The sequence below is a fragment of the Acidovorax sp. YS12 genome (genome assembly GCA_021496925.1).
Lineage (GTDB): Bacteria > Pseudomonadota > Gammaproteobacteria > Burkholderiales > Burkholderiaceae_C > Paenacidovorax.
On record CP053915.1, the window covers coordinates 339,052 to 354,850 of the forward strand.

At 68.1% G+C, this 15,799-nt stretch carries 14 protein-coding genes; all 14 read left to right on the forward strand.

What is annotated here, in order from left to right:
• Positions 1–58 precede the first annotated feature (58 nt).
• Positions 59–1,042, forward strand: a complete 984-nt coding sequence (locus YS110_01580) for an iron ABC transporter permease (GenBank protein UJB67316.1) — start codon at positions 59–61, stop codon at positions 1,040–1,042.
• Positions 1,039–1,797 carry an ABC transporter ATP-binding protein gene (locus YS110_01585; GenBank protein ID UJB63542.1) on the forward strand — a complete coding sequence of 253 codons (759 nt, stop codon included), beginning with the start codon at positions 1,039–1,041 and terminating at the stop codon, positions 1,795–1,797. Before YS110_01580 ends, YS110_01585 begins: the two co-directional genes overlap by 4 nt.
• 13 nt (positions 1,798–1,810) lie before the next feature.
• On the forward strand, positions 1,811–2,596 hold the full coding sequence (locus YS110_01590; GenBank protein UJB63543.1) for a class I SAM-dependent methyltransferase: 786 nt from the start codon (positions 1,811–1,813) through the stop codon (positions 2,594–2,596).
• Positions 2,597–2,852: 256 nt separating this feature from the next.
• Positions 2,853–4,943 carry a TonB-dependent receptor gene (locus YS110_01595; protein UJB63544.1) on the forward strand — a complete coding sequence of 697 codons (2,091 nt, stop codon included), beginning with the start codon at positions 2,853–2,855 and terminating at the stop codon, positions 4,941–4,943.
• A gap of 2 nt (positions 4,944–4,945) precedes the next feature.
• Complete coding sequence (locus YS110_01600; GenBank protein UJB63545.1) at positions 4,946–6,022, forward strand: iron ABC transporter permease; 1,077 nt, start codon at positions 4,946–4,948, stop codon at positions 6,020–6,022.
• A complete protein-coding gene (locus YS110_01605; GenBank protein UJB63546.1) occupies positions 6,013–6,777 on the forward strand; it encodes an ABC transporter ATP-binding protein in 765 nt (254 codons plus the stop codon). Before YS110_01600 ends, YS110_01605 begins: the two co-directional genes overlap by 10 nt.
• A gap of 17 nt (positions 6,778–6,794) precedes the next feature.
• A complete protein-coding gene (locus YS110_01610) occupies positions 6,795–7,823 on the forward strand; it encodes an ABC transporter substrate-binding protein (GenBank protein UJB63547.1) in 1,029 nt (342 codons plus the stop codon).
• 29 nt (positions 7,824–7,852) lie between these two features.
• The gene (locus YS110_01615; GenBank protein UJB63548.1) at positions 7,853–8,905 is read left to right on the forward strand and encodes a hypothetical protein; all 1,053 of its coding nucleotides are present in this window, start codon (positions 7,853–7,855) and stop codon (positions 8,903–8,905) included.
• A gap of 8 nt (positions 8,906–8,913) precedes the next feature.
• On the forward strand, positions 8,914–9,789 hold the full coding sequence (locus YS110_01620) for a DUF364 domain-containing protein (GenBank protein ID UJB63549.1): 876 nt from the start codon (positions 8,914–8,916) through the stop codon (positions 9,787–9,789).
• A gap of 5 nt (positions 9,790–9,794) precedes the next feature.
• Entirely contained in the window at positions 9,795–10,811 is a 1,017-nt protein-coding gene (locus tag YS110_01625; protein UJB67317.1) for an iron ABC transporter permease, read from the forward strand.
• Positions 10,808–11,689: an ABC transporter ATP-binding protein gene (locus YS110_01630; GenBank protein ID UJB63550.1), complete on the forward strand. Its 882-nt coding sequence runs from the start codon at positions 10,808–10,810 to the stop codon at positions 11,687–11,689. Before YS110_01625 ends, YS110_01630 begins: the two co-directional genes overlap by 4 nt.
• A 10-nt stretch (positions 11,690–11,699) precedes the next feature.
• On the forward strand, positions 11,700–13,847 hold the full coding sequence (locus YS110_01635; GenBank protein ID UJB63551.1) for a TonB-dependent siderophore receptor: 2,148 nt from the start codon (positions 11,700–11,702) through the stop codon (positions 13,845–13,847).
• A 9-nt stretch (positions 13,848–13,856) separates the two neighbouring features.
• Positions 13,857–14,708 (forward strand): class I SAM-dependent methyltransferase, encoded by an 852-nt coding sequence (locus YS110_01640; protein ID UJB63552.1) that lies wholly within the window; start codon positions 13,857–13,859, stop codon positions 14,706–14,708.
• Positions 14,705–15,790 carry an ABC transporter substrate-binding protein gene (locus YS110_01645; protein UJB63553.1) on the forward strand — a complete coding sequence of 362 codons (1,086 nt, stop codon included), beginning with the start codon at positions 14,705–14,707 and terminating at the stop codon, positions 15,788–15,790. The genes YS110_01640 and YS110_01645 overlap by 4 nt, the downstream gene beginning before the upstream one ends.
• The last annotated feature ends 9 nt before the right edge of the window (positions 15,791–15,799 follow it).

Consider the following 15,799-nt stretch of genomic DNA (forward strand, 5'->3'; position numbering starts at 1 on the left):
AGTCCTTTCTGGGCAAGCGCTGGCAGCTCCGTTTTCAGTAGCGCATGCGGGCCGCTGGCTGCTGGCGCTGGCGCTTCTGGGCGCGGTGCTGCTATGGGCTTGCGTGTCCGGCCCGTTCGCGCTCGCGCCGGGCGATGTGTGGCGCGTAGCCCTGGCGCGCATGGGCGGCGGCGCCTCGGGCCTGCCCCCGGCGGTGGACACCGTGGTGTGGAACATCCGCCTGCCGCGCGTGGCGGCGGGCCTGCTGGTGGGCGCGGCACTGGCGGCGGCCGGGGCGGCGTACCAGGGCATGTTCCGCAACCCGCTCGTGTCGCCCGACATCCTGGGCGTGTCCGCCGGGGCGGGCCTGGGCGCGGTGCTGGGCATCTACCTGGGCCTGCCGCTGGCGCTGGTGCAGGGCCTGGCCTTCGCGGGCGGGCTGCTGGCTGTGGCCGCCGTGCTGGCCGTGGCGGCGCTGGTGCGGCGGCACGACCCGGTGCTGGTGCTGGTGCTCGCCGGCGTGGCCGTGGGTGCGCTGCTGGGCGCGGGCATCTCGCTCATCAAGCTGCTGGCGGACCCGGCCACGCAATTGCCCTCCATCACCTTCTGGCTTCTCGGTGGGCTCAACGCCGTGACCCCGGCCGACCTGGCCGCCACCGCGCCCGCGCTGCTCGCTGGATTGTTGCCCATGGCGCTGCTGCGCTGGCGCATCAACCTGCTGGCCCTGCCCGATGAAGAAGCCCAGGCCCTGGGCGTGGCCGTGGCGCGGCTGCGCCTGGCGCTGGTGGCCGCCGCCACGCTGGCCACGGCGGCGGCGGTGTCGCTGGCGGGCATCGTCGGCTGGGTGGGGCTGGTGGTGCCGCACGTGGCGCGCCTGCTGGTGGGGCCACAGTTCTCGCGCCTGCTGCCCGCGGCGCTGCTGCTGGGCGGCGGCTTCGTCGTGGCGGCCGATACGCTGGCGCGCACGGCCGCGCCCATCGAGCTGCCGCTGGGGCTGCTGACGGCGCTGGTCGGCGCGCCGTTCTTCCTCTTCGTGCTGGCGCGCAGCGGGAGGGGCGCGTGACTAGCCCCGTGCTGCAGGCGCACGCGCTGGCCGTGGGCCATGGGCGCCGCTGCGTGGCGCAGGGGCTGGATTTCACGCTCGCGCCCGGCGAGGTGCTGTGCCTGCTGGGCGCCAACGGCTGCGGCAAGACGACGCTGCTGCGCACCCTGCTGGGCCTGCTGGCGCCGCTGGCGGGCGAGGTGCGGGTGCGCGGGCAGAACATTGCTGCCTGGCCGCGCGGCGCGCTGGCGCGCCACGTGGGCTACGTGCCGCAGGCGCATGCGGGGCTGTTTCCTTACACCGTGCTCGACGTGGTGCTGATGGGGCGCGCGGCGCACGTCGGCCGCTTCTCGGCGCCGGGCCGGGGCGACCGGGCGCTGGCGCTGCAGTGCCTGGACCTGCTGGGCATCGACCACCTGCACGCCAGCGCCTACACCGCCATCAGCGGCGGCGAGCGCCAATTGGCGCTGATCGCCCGCGCGCTGGCGCAGCAGCCTGCGCTGCTGGTGATGGACGAGCCCACCGCCAGCCTCGACTTCGGCAACCAGATCCGCGTGCTGGAGCACATCGCGCGCCTGCGCGGCGAGGGCCTGTCGGTGCTGCTGACCACGCACCAGCCCGAGCACGCGCTACGCGTGGCCGACCGCATCGCGCTGCTGGGCGGCGGGCGCCTGGTGGCGCTGGGCGCGCCACGCGAAACCGCCACCCCGGCCGCGCTGGCGGCGCTCTACGGCGTCAGCGAGCGGGCTGTGGCCGATTGTTTGAACCTGGGTTGAAAGGAACCACCGCATGACCATCGAAGCCATCGACTTCGGCCGCCTGTACCGCGACCACCTCGCCATGAGCGCGCGCACGCGCAAGAGCGCCAGCACCTGGGACGCGCGCGCCGCCGGCATGGCGGCCAAGGCGCTGGGCAGCCGCTACGCCGAGGAATTCGTCGCGCGCATGGACCTCACCGGGGCCGCGTCGCTGCTCGACGTGGGCTGCGGCCCCGGCACCATCGCGCTGGCCGTGGCGCACCGGCTGCGCCAGGTGGTGGGGCTGGACTACAGCGCCGCCATGCTGCAGGCGATGCGCGAGCAGGCCGCCGCGCGCGGGCTGGCCCAGGTGCAGACGCTGCACCGCGCCTGGGAGGACGACTGGAGCGACGTGCCGGTGTGCGACATCGCCGTGGCCTCGCGCTCCAGCACGGTGGAGGACATGGCCGCCGCGCTGGCCAAGCTCGACGCCCATGCGCGCCAGCGCGTGTACCTCACGCACCTGGTGGGCGGGCATTTCACCGACCCGGCGGTGCAGGACGTGGTGGGGCGGCGCCTGCACACCGTGCCGGACTACATCTACGTCGTCAACATCCTGCACCGCATGGGCATCCACCCGAGCCTGTCGTACCTCACGCAGGAAAGCCGCCTGGCCGGCGCGCCGGATTTCGACGAATTCGCGCGCCGCGTCGCCTGGTCCATGGGCGGGCTGGACGAGGACGAAACCGCGCGCCTGCGCGACTGGTACGCGCGCGCCACCCCGGCCCAGCGCACCGGCCAGCCCATGCGCTGGGCCTTGATCTCCTGGGAAAAGTAAAAACCTTCCGAGGTCGGTATATGTCAACAGTAAAGCCATATGCACCGCTATGTCTAACCAGATATAGCGATTAACGAAGAAGGAGGTGGGAATGCGTAGTTATATGGGGAAAGTAATCGGGGTTCTGCTGGGTGGCGGAATGGCCGCATCGATGGCGGCCCCCCCCGAAGGGGGAGATACGCAGTTGGACGAGGTGACGGTGAGGGGAGAAGCTCCAGCGCTCATTGCACCACCGCCCGACCGCCGCCCCAACACGGTGACTACGGTGGGACAGGAAGGCATCCGGGTGCTCGGCGGGCCTGCGCAGAGCAACCCTTGGATGGCTTTGCAGATGGCCCCTTCCGTCAATCTGCAAAGCGCCGACCCCTACGGCCTGGGCAACCGATTGAGCATGCGCGTGCGCGGCAAGAGTTCCACACATGTAGGCCGCACGGTCAACGGCCTGCCTATCGCGGGCGAGCCTGGCTTCGCCAGCGGCAAGGGCGGCGGCGACCTGTTCGACCTGGAGAACATGAGCGGCATCTCCCTTTTGCGGGGAGCGGTGCCGGCAGGCAGCGGCCTGGGCTTCTCCAATTCATCCGTGGTGGACATGACGCTGCGCGGGCCGGAGGAAAAATTCGGCATCGACGTGTCGCAGGCCTTTGGCACGGAGAACTTTCGCCGCACCTACGTCCGCGTGGATTCAGGCACGCTATCGGCACCCGTGCGTTTCTTTGTGTCGGCCTCGGACATGAGCAGCGACAAATGGCGCGGGCCGGGCGACCAGAACCGCACCAACCTCGAATTCGGTGTGCGTGCCGATATCAACGAACGCCTGTCGGTGGAACTCAACGGCGTACACCACAAGGTGCGCTGGAACGATTACCGTGCGTTGAGCTACGCGCAGGTGCAAGACCCTGCCGCGTACCGCAGCGTGGAGTTCAGCGAACAACTGACGGGCAAGCCGGCTGCCGACTACCTCTACCACGGGTTCAACCGGCAGGACTTCACCGACAACGCCTTGCTGGGCAAGGTGTCGTATGCCACTGGCGCCGATTCCCTCTGGGTGTTCAAGCCTTACTACTGGAAGGAGACCGGGTATTCGCTCTCGGGCAGCGCGAACGCCCAGGGCGCTCCGGGGGTGACCTGGTGGGAGATCGTGCACGACACCTATGGCTTTGACCTGCGGCATGAGTCCAAGCACACCTGGGGAGAAGTGGTGGTGGGCTACTGGTACCAGAGCAGCGAAGCGCCGCCGCCGCCCACCTCGCAGCGCTTGTACCGCATCCAGCCCGACGGCAGCCTGGCCTTTGCCCAATGGAGCACCTTGGCGCGCACCACGCGCCACGTCTACAACAACCCCTATGTGTCGGTGACGACCCGCGTGGGCCAGGCCGACCTGACGGCCGGGCTGCGCTACATGTCGTACCGCGACCCGTCCTTCCAGTACTACCAGGGCAAGTCGGCGCCCGACGTGCCCTATGGCGCTGTGTTCGGCTACCAGCCCACGCCCGACCCGGGCATGGTTTCCCAGGGCCGCACCTTCCACCAGTGGCTGCCCAACCTGGGATTTGCCTACCCCCTGGCGGGCAACGCGCATCTGCGGGGCAGCTATGGGCGCACCTACGGGCGGCAGAACTGGGGCTCGGTGGCGAGCGCATTCACCTCCAGCCGGGCCGCGTTCGATGCCGCGGGCCTGCGCTTCAACGACATCTGGTACAAGCTGCAGCCCGAGATATCCGACAACTTCGACCTGGGCGCGCGCCTTGACATAGGCAATGCCTACATCGCTCCCACCTTCTTCCACACCCGCTACAAGGACAAGCAACTCAGCCTGTACGACCCCGTAGTGGGCGTGGCCTACCACCAGAGCGTGGCAAAGGCGCATGCGAACGGCCTGGAGCTGGAGGTCGGCATCGCGCCGCGACCCACCCTGGACATATACGCCTCCTACACCTTCAACCGCGCCGTTTACGACGAGGATGCCCGCACGGCCAGCACCACCGTAGTGAACGTCCAGGGCAAGCAGATGCAGGATTCGCCGCGTCACATGCTCAAGGCCGGCATGGTGTGGCGCTGGGGCGGATGGTCGTTCATGCCTTCGGTGCGCTATATCGGCAAGCGCTTCGGTGATACCGAAGAAAAGCAGGCTGTGGACGGCTATGCCGTGGCAGACCTGGGCATCGCCTACCGCACGCGCAACGTGTTGGGCTTCAAGCAGATGGATGTCGATCTGAACATTTCCAATCTTTTTGACAAGCGCTACATCGGCATCATCAACACCAGCGACTATGCCGTGGGCGGGCTGCCGACCTACCTGCCGGGCACGCCGCGCGCGCTGGCGGTCAAGGTCAGCGCCAAGTTCTAGGTATGCCGGGAGGAGACGCCGCCAATGGAGTGCCAGCGGTGCCGGCGGCACCGCTGCGCGCCGCCGGGCAGCGGCTACGCCGCATGGCGCCCCTGCCGCTGTTGGCCCTGTGCGTGGCGGCCATTGCCGTCGTGTCCCTGGGGCTGGGGCACTATCCGCTCTCGCCCGGCCAGGTGCTGGACGTGCTCTGGGCCGCTGTTACGGGCGCGGCCTCGGGCCTGCCGCCCATGGCGGAAAAAGTAGTGCTGATCGTGCGCCTGCCCCGCGTGCTGGGCGCCATGCTGGTGGGTGCGGGCCTGGCCGCTGCAGGCGCGGTGTACCAGACCCTGTTCCGCAATCCCCTGGCTTCGCCGGCCATCCTGGGCGTCTCTGCCGGGGCCGGGTTTGGCGCGGCCCTGGCCATGCTTGTGCAGGCGGGCTCGCTTGCCATCCAGGGGGCGGCGTTCGCGGGCGGCGTGGTGGCGGTGGGGGCGGCCGTGTTCATCGCCGGGCGCATGGGGCAGGGCTCGGCCCTGGTCCTGGTGCTGGCCGGGATGGTGGTGTCCGCCCTGTTCCAGGCGCTCACCTCGGCCCTCAAGTACATGGCCGACCCGCTCAACACGCTGCCTGCCATCGTGTTCTGGCTGCTGGGCGGCCTGGGCCGGGTGACGGCGGTGGACCTGGCCTGGGCCGCGCCCTTCGCGCTGGCGGGCATGGCGGCGCTGTACCTGCTGCGCTGGCCGACCCAGGTGCTCGAAGCAGGGGACGACGAGGCGCGCACCCTGGGCATTCCCGTGCGCGGCCTGCGCGCGCTGCTGATCGTTGCGGCCACGCTGGTTACGGCGGCGGTCGTCAGCATTTCCGGCGTCGTGGGCTGGGTCGGCCTGCTGGTGCCGCACCTGGCGCGGCTGCTGGTGGGGCAGGCGTATGCGGTGCTGCTGCCTGCCTCCATGCTGATGGGCGCGGGCTATCTGCTGCTGGTGGATGACTTGTGCCGCAGCGCCTTTGCCTCCGAATTGCCGCTGGGCATCGTGACGGCGGTGCTGGGTGCGCCGGTGTTCGTGGCGGTGCTGCTCAAGGCGAGGCGTCAATGGTCCTGAGCGTGCGCCAACTGTCGTACCGCCATGCCAGAGGCCAGGCACCGGTGTTCTCCGGTGTGGACATGCAGGTGCGGGCGGGCGAAATCCTGTGCCTGCTGGGCCCCAACGGCACGGGCAAGACCACGCTGCTGCGCTGCCTGATCGGTGCCCTGCGTGCCGAGAGCGGTGAGGTGCTGGTCGATGGCGAGCACTACACCGCGAGCCGTGCCATGGCACGCAAGATGGCCTATGTGCCGCAGGCAGCGGGCGACAGCGGCCTGAGCCTGCTCGACATGGTGCTGATGGGCCGCACGCCGCACCTCCCGCCGCTGACCATGCCGGGCCAGCGTGATGTGCATCTCGCCCGGGCCGCGCTGGCGCGGGCGGGCATCGCGCATTTGGCCGGACGCCCCTTCAACCGGGTCAGCGGCGGCGAGCGCCAGTTGGCCTTGATCGCCCGCGCACTCGCCCAGCAGCCGCGCCTGTTCGTGATGGACGAGCCCACTGCCAGCCTGGACCTGGGCAACCAGGTGCGCGTGCTGCGCACCATCCGCGACCTGACGGCCGATGGCACGGCCGTGCTGGTCACCACCCACCAGCCCGAGCACGCCCTGCTCCTGGATGCCCGCGTGCTGGCCTTGGCGGGCGGGAGCGTGATGGCCTGCGGCGCCGCGCGGGACGTCCTGCAACCCGCCATGCTGGAACGGTTGTACGGCACGCCCGTGGGCGTGGTGTGCGAGGACGCGCGGCCCGTGGCTTGTGTGTTGCGCCTCTGACCTTGGGAGACCTCTGGATGATTTTGCGTAGATTCTTTTGCCTGCTGCCCTTGCTGTGGGCAAGCCTGGCCTCTGCGCAAACCCGGCGCGACTTGCGCGACATGGCAGGCGATACGGTGCAGGTGCCGGCGCACATTGAGCGCGTGGCCACGGTGGGCGCGGTGCCCGTCCTCAACAGCCTGCTGTTCGCCATCGGGGAAGGCGGGCGCATCGTCAACGGCTTGCCGACGTTTGCCAAGAAGCCGCGCTGGGGCTACCAGATGGTCTTCGCGCCGCACACGGCCAGTTTGCCCTCCCTGCAAAACCCCGACCATTCGCCCCAGGTAGAGGCTCTGATGCAGGTCGCACCCGATGTGGTGCTGACCATGGATCGCTCCGCCGCCGAGACGCTCAACCGGCTGGGCCTGCCCGCCCTCTACCTGGCCTGGCGCAAGCCTGAGGACGTGAAAGCCGTGGTGCGCCTGCTAGGCGACCTGCTTGACCAGCCCAAAGCCGCCCAGCGCTATGTGCTGCGCTTCGACGACATCATTGGCCGCGTGGGCGCTGCCATCGAGCGCGAGGGGGGCAAGCGCCCCACAGTGCTTTATTTCAGCCCGTCCACCCTGCGCCAGCCACACCTGGTGGCGGAATGGTGGATCAAGGCCGCCGGCGGCAACAGCGTGACCGACGATGGCCGCCAGGCCGAGACGCGCAGCTTCACCATGGAGCAACTGCTCGACTGGGACCCGGACTTCCTGATCGTCTCGGACCCTGGAGAGGCCAAGGCCGTCTTGCACGATCCGCGCTTTGCGGCGCTCAAGGCCGTGCGCACGGGCCAGGTGCTGGTGACGCCCTGCGGCGCGCACACCTGGGGCAACCGCACCTCCGAGCAGCCCCTGACGGTGCTGTGGGCGGCCTCGCAGTTTCACCCACGCGCCGTACCGGCCCGACAGGTGCAACAGGAAACACAGCGCTTTTACCGCGAGCTTTTTGCCATCGACCTGTCTGCGGCCCAGGTTGGTGAAATCCTGACTGGCGGGCCTCGCGTTCTGCCAGCCGACCGTTGACCGCATCACTCAACCTGGAGATGAACATCATGGACTGGCCAAGCAAAGCGATGGATTTGAATACGTTGCAGGAACCTGCAGCGGCGGCAGTGGTACGCCGCATCGTGGACGGTTACAAGGCGCACCAGGTGCTGCGTGCCGGCTACGACAGCGGCCTGTTCGACTGGCTGGCGAAGCATGGCCCCGCAGAAAAGGCCGCCATAGGCGCGGCCCTGAACCTGCGCGGTGCACACCTGGGCGCATTTCTGCAAGCACTGGAAGACCTGGGGCTGCTGGTGCACCACGGGGCAGCTTTTGCGCTGGCCGGCGGGATGGAGCAAGTCTTGTGCAGCACCAGTCCCTGGTGCCAAGCCGAATGGCTGCAAGCCTTGCAGTCGCCCAACCAGGGCTGGGCGGATATGGGGCATTTCATGAACGAAACATGGCAGCAGCAGGTGCCGCAGTCCTGGTCTTCCGTGGCCTTGCATCCCTACCTGCCGGAAGCGCAGGCGTTGTCGGCACTGCTGGCGCAGCGCCCGCGCCCAAGCTGCGGCGGTGCAGCCACCTCCAGCCTGCTGTGCTTTGATGGGAGCGACGGCCTGCTGGCTGCCGCTTTGTGCCAGGCCGATCCCACCTTGCAGGCCACGGTGGTGGTGGCGGCCGATGCCCTGGCTCAGGCCGAAGCGCTCCTGGCCGACTGCGGCGTGGCCGACCGTTGCCACCTGCTCACGGGTACCCCGCTGGACGCAGCCATGGCAGGCCCGGCGCATGACCGGGTCGTGCTTTTTCACAGCCTGTACCCGGTGCGCAAGAACGTCTCTGATGCGCTGGCGGTGGCTGCGGCCTGCGTGGCGCCGGGGGGAGAGCTGTGCTGCGCCCACTGGTTTTGCCTGGAGGCCTGCGAATCCGCCCCAGGGGGGTTGCGCGACCTGGACAAGGCCGTGCTCACCAACAGCCACCCCTTGTGTGGCGTGGAAAAATTTCCGCAGCGCTTGCAGGATGTTGGCCTGGTGGACGTGCAACGGCAAGACCTGCCAGGCCGCTACGGCAACGCCAAGCTGTATTTCGCCCGCCGCCCAGGCGGCGGCTGCCATGGCGATTGAGGTGTCCCATGTCTGTACTACAAAACCCGCTCGGTGCCACCTGCACGGGCACCTTGCTGTCCGAACTGCATGCCAGCGTGTGCGAGCGCCTGGGCCCGCTGGCCGAGACCCTGGTCATCGAGCGAGCCGTGATGGGCATCTTCTTCACTGGCGTCAAACTGAGCAACGGCGCAGGAGGCCTGTGTGCCACGCCCATCAAGAGCGTGCCCGAGGCAGTGTGCTGCCCTAGCTCGGTCAAGGCCATGCCCACCCCCGGGAAAATCTCCGGCCGGTTGGCGGTGGAGGTACTGGGCGATCTGTATCGCCAACAGGACCTGCGCCGGGCGCTGGCCATTGCTACGCTCAACGCCCTGGTCGAAACGCTGTGGATGCGTGACGGCCCGCCCACGGATGCCCTCGTGTGCGGGGGGGATGCGTTCGATGCATTGCAAATCGAGCCTGGGCACCGGGTGGTGCTGGTAGGGGCGTTCCCGCCCTACATGCGGGAATTGCGGCGGCGCGGGCAGCCTTTTCACGTGCTGGAGCTCGACATGTCCACGCTCAAATCCGAGGAGCTACCTTTCTACGTACCGCCCGAGCGTGCCGACGAGGTGCTCCCGCAGGCCGACGTATTCGTCACCACCGGCACTACCTTGATCAACGGCTCGCTCGATAGCCTGCTGCAACAGTTGCGGCCTGGCGTGCAGGCGGCGGTCATCGGCCCCACGGCCACGCTGGTGTGCGGGCCGTATGCACGCCGGGGTGTCACCGTGGTGGGCGGCACGCGCGTGCGCGATCCTGACAGCCTGCTCGACCTGCTGGCCGAGGGCGGTTCGGGCTACCACTTCTTCGGCAAGTCGGTCGAGCGTGTGTGCTTGTATCCAGCGCTCGTTGGAAGGCCTTGAGCACCATGGGGCGCGCGATGTCGTGGGCTTTCCTCGCCGTGCTGGCGATGAGCGCCGCGGTGCTCTGGGGCCTGACCATAGGGCGCTATCCCATGTCGATGGGGGAGGTACTGCGCTTCGTGGCGGCCCAGGGAGGATTGGGGGACATGCCGCCCGGGCGCCAGGAATTTCTGCACAACCTGATCGTCGAGATACGCCTGCCCCGCGTGCTCGCGGCCTTGCTGGTGGGGGGCGCGTTGTCGGTGTCGGGTGCCGCGTACCAATCGGTGTTTCGCAATCCGCTGGTTTCGCCTGGACTGATGGGCGTGCTGGCCGGAGCCGCCTTTGGCGCGGCCCTGGGCTATGTGGTGTCTGGCAACTGGTGGGCCGTGCAGGCCGCGGCTTTTGGCATGGGGGTGCTGGCGGTGGTCCTCGGACTGGGTATCGCCGGCATCTTCGGCCAGGGCTCCCTGGTCATGCTGGTGCTGGGTGGGGTCATCAGTAGCGGTTTGTTCACTGCCCTGCTGTCGGTGGCGAAATACCTTGCCGACCCGCAGGATCAACTGCCCGCCATCGTGTATTGGCTGATGGGCAGCCTGGCCCGCTCCAGCATGGAGTCGGTGCTGCAATTGGTGGCTCCGCTGGGGTTGTGCGTGGCCGTTCTGCTGGTGCTGGCGCGGGCCCTGGACGTGTTGTCGCTGGGGGATGATGAGGCCCGGTCGCTGGGCGTGCCGGTCGTGGCCGTGCGGTATGCGGTGATCGCCGCCGCCACATTGGCCAGTGCGCTGACGGTCTCGCTGGCGGGAATGATCGGGTGGATCGGTTTGCTCGTTCCGCATCTGGCGCGCTTGCTGGTCGGGCCGGTCAATGTGCGCGTGCTGCCCATGAGCGTTGTCCTGGGCGGGGTGTTTTTGCTGGCCGCCGACATGGTGGTGCGCACCGTGGGGCCTGCGGAGGTTCCCATTGGCATCGTGACGGAACTGCTGGGCATTCCTGTGTTCGTGCTGCTGCTGCACCGCGTGCGCAAGGGGTGGATCGCATGACGGCAGCCCCCGTGAGGTCCGATGCTGCACTGTGCGCGCGCGGATTGGCATTTGCGCACCCCGGGCGCACGGTGCTTGAGGGCGTGGATCTGGATCTCGTGCCGGGGGAAGTGCTGTCGCTGCTGGGGAGCAATGGCGCAGGCAAGAGCACGTTGCTGCGCCTGCTGCTGGGCCTGCTGCGCCCGGACCGGGGCGAAGTCCGCCTGGCGGGACGCGCTCTTGCAACCTACCCGCGCAGCGAGTTGGCACAGCATCTGGCCTATGTGCCGCAGGCCCATGCGGCATTGTTTCCCTACACCGTACGGGACCTGGTGCTCATGGGCCGCCTGCCGGTGCACGGCATGTTCAAGGCGGCCACGCCGCGCGACCGTGCCGCCGCCGATCTGGCGATGGAGCAATTGGGCGTGGCGCATTTGGCCGCGCGGCCTTGCACGGAGCTTTCAGGGGGCGAGCGCCAGTTGGTTCTGATCGCACGGGCCGTGGCGCAAGGGGCGCGCTTCGTCGTGCTGGATGAGCCCGCCGCGGGCCTGGACTATGGCAACCAGATGCGCCTGCTGCTGCGCATGCGTCTGCTGGCCACCCAGGGGTACGCCGTGCTGCAAACCACCCACCAGCCGGAGCATGCGCTGCTGGTCTCCACGCGGGTGGCGCTGCTTGAACGGGGCCGCATCGTTGACGACGGTTCTCCTCGCGCCGTGGTGACGGCCGCCGCCATCGAGCGGCTGTACGGCATTGCCGTGGCTGCCTTTCATTCCGAACAGGGGCATACGGCGTTCCATCCGCTGGCGCTCGATCCGGGCGGGCGGGATGTACCGGATCGGCCTGACCTGGGCCCTGCGTCCCCGGCACGGCTTTCTCCACTGTCCTTTGACTCTTAAGGAAACAAGCATGCTTCGCGCATCCAGAACCTCTCTCCAGCCGTTTGCACGCACGGCCGTGGCGGCGGCCGCCCTGGCCTGTGGCTGGGCCTCGGCGGCGGAGTCGGCGCAACCGCCCCCCGAACTGCAGGAGGTGATCGTGGAGAGTGCATCCTCCACGGCCGGGTTCCAGGCAAAGGAGGTGGAGCTCGGGCCGCTGGGCACCCGGGCGGTGCTTGATACGCCGTATTCGGTGCGCACCGTCAGCCGGGAGATGATTGAAAACCAGCAGGCGACCAGCGTGCACGAGTTGCTCAAGTACCTGCCGTCTGCGCAAATGCAGGCGCGTGGCGGGGCGGACGTGGGCCGTCCGCAGACCCGGGGCATGCAGTCCAGCGTGGTGGCGAACAACCATCTGGATGGCCTGAACGTGGTGGGAACGACGGCGTATCCGATGGAGCTTTACGAACGCATCGAGGTGATTCAAAGCCTGTCTGGCGCCTTCTATGGCCCTGCCAGTCCGGCGGGCAACTTCAACTTCATCCAGAAACGCCCGGCGCTCGCTTCCCAGAAGCGCCTGACGGCGGGCTACTCCAGCAGCCGTGTTTACGGTGCGCACGCAGACCTGTCAGGCCCGCTGGACGTGAACAAGGTGGTGACTTACCGCACCAACCTGCTGCACGAGGAAGGCGAGGGCTACGTTCAAGGCAGCACCCAGCGGCGCAGCCTGGTGGGGCTGGCGCTGGACGTGCGCCCCAATGCGAGCACGGTGATAGAGCTCAATGCCAGCCGCTATCACTTCGTGCGCAAGGGCTTCCCCGGTTCTTTTGCCTATGCCACCGGCCTGTTGCCTGCGGCGCCAGACCCTACCCGCGTGGGTTACGGCCAAAGCTATGCCGGGCTGGATCTGGAGACCTCCGTCCTGAACGCGCGCGTGCTGCACCGGATCAACGACGACTGGCGTGTCACCGCCGGGGTGCTGCGGCAGATTGCGGACCGCTCCCTGACCTGGCCGACCAACACCATGACGGGAACCTCCGGAGGCTATACCACGACCGTGGGCTCATCCGCGGCAGGGCGGTTCGTGGTGGACAGCAACCTGTTGCAGCTCAGCGGCCGCGTGCGCCAGGGAGGCTGGACGCACGATCTGGTGGTGGGCACCACGGGCTTCAACTGGGACGTGTTCAGTTATCCCAACAAGACCTACACCCTCGGGCAGGCCAGCATCGGCAATCCGGCCGTGTTCGCCGAACCGCAATGGGCGGATCCCGGCAGCCGTTACCACGCGATCCGCAATGCCCAGCAATCGCTGGTGCTGGGTGACAGCGTCGATTTTGGCGGTGGCTGGTCCGCGGTTCTGGGCGCAAGCTGGAGCCAGATGCGCGCCCGCACCTACAACGCGGCAGGGGCGCAGACCAGCGCGGACGACAAGACCGGCTGGAGTTCAACCGCCGCGCTGGTATACAAGCCGCAGGCGGACACTTCGCTGTACGCCTCCTGGGCGGACAGCCTGGAGCAGGCGGACGCCGCGCCCAATGGCGCCGCCAACCAAGGGGCCACGCTCAGCCCGTTCCGCAGCCAGCAGTGGGAGCTGGGGGCCAAGCGGTCTTTGGGCAGGCTGGATGTGAGTGCGGCATTGTTCCGGATCAACCGGCCGTTTGCCTTCACCGACCCCTCGGACAATTACTTCAAGGTCCATGGCGACCAGTCCAACACCGGGCTGGAACTGGCCGCCAGCGGTGCATTCTGGCCCCGGTGGCACGTGTTTGGCGGCGTCACGCTCCTGGACCCCAAGCTCAAGAACACGGGCAAGGCGGCCACCAGCAACAAGCAGGTGGTGGGCGTGCCCAAGGTGCAGGCGAATCTGTTGCTGGAATACCAGCCGCGGTCCGTGCAGGGACTGGTGCTCAGCTCCAACCTGCACCATACGGGCCGGCGTGCCGCAGATGACAGCAACGCCCAATGGATCAGCGGGTACACGACGCTCGATGTCGGTGCACGCTATTCCACGCGCGTGTCCGGCGTGGCCACCACCTGGCGCCTGTCGGTCAACAACGTGTTCGACAAGCGCTATTGGCTGTCCATCTTTCCGGGCAGCGTCAACGGCAATGGCGCCAGCAGCAGCGCCTTCCTGGGGAGCCCGCGCGAACTGCGTTTGTCGGTGGCCGTGGACTTGTAGGACAGCGTGATGCGCCAACTGATTGACTGGGAGTTACTGAGCGAACTCACGAGTTCGCCGGGGTTTGACGAACCTGCGTTGTGGGATGGGTTCGCCCGGCGGTACGACGGCTTCAGCCGTCTGCAGGCACAGGCCACTTTGTGCCAGGTGCAGGCGATGGCCCTGTGCCCGGGGGATTCTGTCCTGGACGTGGGCGCTGGCACGGGCCGTCTGAGCCTGGAGCTGGCGCGCAGGGTGCATCGCGTGACGGCGCTGGACGTGTCGCGCGCCATGCTCGACATTCTGGAGCGCAACGCGGTATCGGCAGGGGTGGGCAACGTCACGCCGCTGCATCTGCCATGGGGCGATGCCGTATTGGGCGTCAACCTGGAGAGGCATGACGTGGTGGTCGCATGCCGCTCTCCGGCAACGCGAGACCTGCGCAAGCTGCACGCTGCCGCCCGCCGGGCGGTTTACATCTTCCTGTTCGCGGGCCCCAGCCTGAAACAGTTCCATGATTGGCTGATGGATGGCATAGACCCCGAAGTGCGCAGGAGCCCTGCCCTTGGGGCCGTGCCCTGCCAGCCGAGCGGGCATGTGCTGCTGTTCAACCGGCTGGCGGCGATGGGCATCCAGGCCAGCGTCAACTACATCCCGGATGGGTTCACCAACTGGTACGCGGACGATGCTGCGCTCCTGGCCGACTTTGCCTGGCTGGACGTGCCTGCGGGGCGGATGGCGCAGTTCAAGCGCAACCTGCAGCCGTTTTGCTGCGCCGAGAACGGCGGCGTGCGCCTGCGGTTGACCTCGCGCAGTGTCGTGCTGTCCTGGTCAACACAGGCGCCTTCAGCCGACGCGCCTGCGGCAGGAGTTCCTGCATGAACACCCATGCGAACCCGCCTGCGGGCACCAGCGCTATCCAGCGGCGGCGGCTGCTGCAAACGGGCCTGGCAGGTGTCCTGCAATGGCTGTGCCCCGCAGCCCAGGCCACGGCGTCTGTTGACGATGGCTACCGTGAAATCACCTACTACGAAGGCAAGCGCGTGCGCGTGCCCGCCGTGGTGCGCAGGGTGGCCACGACCTGGGAGGCGCAAAACTCCATCCTTGCCATGCTGGGCGCTGGGGAGCGCATCGTTGCCACCACGCGCATCGTGCGGTCCATGCCCAACTTCCGTAGATTCGTGCCCGGCATCGAGCAGGCCGTGATCGCGGGAGCCGGGGCCGGGGATGTCAACATCGAAGCCCTGCTGGAGGTGCAACCCGACGTGCTGTTCGTTGCGGGCGAGTTGCCGCCGGCCGCGCAGGCACGCCTGCAGGCCGCGCGCATCCCGGTGGTCAGCCTGCGCTACAACGCACTGGAGGCCATGGTCGAGCGCACGCGCATTACGGCAGAAATCCTGGGGGGCCAGGCACCGCAGCGCGCCCAGGCTTTCGAGCGCTACTACCGGAGCACCGTGGATCGCGTGCGCCAAGCGGTCGCCCAGGTGCCGCAGCGGCAGCGCCTGAAGGTGTTTCATGCCATGGGCAGCGCCATGCAGTCATCGGGCCGCCCTTCTTTGAACCAGGACTGGATGGACATTGCTGGCGCGGTGAACGTGGCGGAGCCGTGGTTTACCGGCGCCAGTGCCGGAGCCGTCTCGATCGAACAAATCCTGCAGGCCGATCCCGACGTGATCGTGGTGATGCATGCGCGCGATGCCGAGATGATCCGGAACGACCGGCGCTGGCGCGGCATCGGGGCAGTCAAGGCCGGGCGCGTGCATGTGAACCCCAAAGGGTTGTTCTGGTGGTGCCGCGAAACCTGCGAGGTGGCGCTGCAACCGCTTTGGCTGGCCCAGACGCTGTACCCGCAGGTGTTTGCGTCGATCGATATGCGCCAGGAAACACGGCGCTTCTACGAAACCTTCTATGGCTATCGCCTCGGCAACGAGGATGTGAGCCTGTTTCTGAACCCTGAAAACTGATCGGCAAGC